This window comes from uncultured Campylobacter sp., assembly GCF_938040115.1.
Taxonomy (GTDB): Bacteria; Campylobacterota; Campylobacteria; order Campylobacterales; family Campylobacteraceae; genus Campylobacter_A.
Genome location: NZ_CALHXD010000173.1, coordinates 1 through 1,843, shown reverse-complemented (window position 1 = coordinate 1,843; position 1,843 = coordinate 1). Strand labels below are relative to the sequence as shown.

General features: G+C 48.0%; 3 protein-coding genes. 1 reads left to right on the top strand and 2 read right to left on the bottom strand.

The genetic code is table 11. The features are described from left to right. A partial coding sequence (locus tag Q0314_RS06120) for a saccharopine dehydrogenase NADP-binding domain-containing protein (RefSeq protein WP_298057549.1) occupies positions 1 to 640 on the bottom strand: 640 nt, incomplete at its 3' end. 92 nt (positions 641 to 732) lie between these two features. Between Q0314_RS06120 and Q0314_RS06115 the strand changes: the two genes are divergently transcribed. Further along, positions 733 to 1,473 carry a tetratricopeptide repeat protein gene (locus Q0314_RS06115; protein ID WP_298057548.1) on the top strand — a complete coding sequence of 247 codons (741 nt, stop codon included), beginning with the start codon at positions 733 to 735 and terminating at the stop codon, positions 1,471 to 1,473. A 60-nt stretch (positions 1,474 to 1,533) separates the two neighbouring features. Here Q0314_RS06115 and Q0314_RS06110 read toward each other — a convergent pair. Further along, positions 1,534 to 1,843 (bottom strand): NAD(P)/FAD-dependent oxidoreductase (locus Q0314_RS06110; protein ID WP_298057547.1); only part of this gene is annotated, 310 nt, incomplete at its 5' end.

Below are 1,843 nucleotides of genomic sequence, written 5' to 3'. Positions count from 1 at the left end.
ACATTATTTCCATCGGCTCGGTCTCTTTCCACTCGCCGCGCTCCCAGTAGCGGCCTTTTGCGCTCACTTCGCGCAGGTTGATTTCTGGGTTAAAATTCGTCGCAAACGGATATCCGTGATCGCCCGCGTTGCAGTCTAGGATATCGATCTCGTGGATCTTGTCAAAGAGATTTTGCTGCGCGTAGGCGCAAAATACGTTTGTCACGCCCGGGTCAAAGCCAGAGCCAAGAAGCGCCATGGTGCCAGCGTTTTTGAAGTCACTATCCTTCGCCCACTGCAGCTTGTACTCAAATTTCGCCGTGTCTGGGTGCTCGTAGTTTGCGGTGTCGATGTAAGGTATGCCAGCCTTTACGCAAGCATCCATAAGAGTTAGGTCTTGATATGGCAGCGCGACATTTAGTAGCAAATCAGCCTTTGTTTGTTTGATGAGCTCCACAACAGCCGCTGTATCGTCAGCGTCGATCTGCGCGGTTTTTATCTCTACGCCAAGGCGCTCTTTTATAAATTTAGCGATCGCGTCACACTTGCTTTTTGTGCGGCTTGCAAGGGTGATATTTGTAAAAACGTCCGAGTTCATCGCACATTTTACGGTTGCGACTTGGCTAACGCCGCCCGCACCTATGATTAAGATATTTGACATTTTGGCTCCTTTAAATTTTAGTGATTTTATCCAAAGCTTATATAAAATTTGCTTTTAGTAGTTACAATAGCACGAAATTTTAAAAAAATTTTATGCGTAAAATTTTAATTTTTCTGCTTCCGATTTGGCTATTTGGGATGAGCTGCGAAGAGGCGATGCAGCTCAGCATCGATGAGTTTATAAAGCCTGATCGCGATGCTGCGGCTACGGCGATAGCCGGCAAAAAAGCCGCTCAAATTTGCATGGCTGAGTACGGCAAGGAGAATGAAAACACTATAATGGCGCTAAATAACGCAGGCGCATTTTTTATGCTAGCAAACGAGCCGCAAAAGGCGCTCGCAGCCTACGAACGCTCGCTAAAAATTTTACAAAAAGGTCTGGGCAAAGAGCACAAAGCGCTAGCAAAGCCCTATCACGGCGTAGCTAGCGCGCAGTCAGCACTTGGGCGATACGATGAGGCGATAGCAAATTTCGGCTCGGCGATCAGATGCTATGAGCTTGGCGGCGAGAAGATGCAAAAGGATCTCATGAGCTGCTACGCGGGGCTAGGCGATACGCTCTATAAAACGGGCGATTTTAACGGTGCATACGTAAAACACGCCGTCGCGTTTAGAATTTGCGAAGAGGTTTTTGGCGCAGACGGCGTAAATTTGCTACGCGCGAAGTACTATGTGCTGATGGCGGGCGATCTGGTGGGGCTTGGCAATAAAAAAGAAGCGCTGCAAAACTACGAAAAAGCTCTTAAAATAGCAAATAAAATTTTAGAAAAAGGCGATGAGAAGCAGGCAAAACGCCTAAAAACAGAGTTGGAAGCAAAGATAAAAGAGCTGTAAAATTATCGATTAGGTTTCGAGGCGGGCCAAATTTACGGCTCAAATTTGACTAAGTCGTCGTTACTCGGCATTTAACCGCTTTGCCAAATTTGCCGCGCAAGCAAACGCAAAATGCAGGTTGTACCCGCCGAGCATCCCCGTCACGTTTAAAACCTCGCCGATAAAGTAAAGCCCGCGAGTATCGTTGTGGCCGCAGTTTGCGTCTAGTGCGTCCGTATCTACCCCGCCTTTTGTTACTTCAGCTCGCTCGAAGCCAAACGTGCCCGCAGGCGCAAATTCGTAAGCAAAGAGCCGAGAGATTTTCGCCGCTTCGTCCGCTTTGTACTCGCCGTAAGGTTTGTCACTAAGCCCCACCGCTCGCAGAAACTCA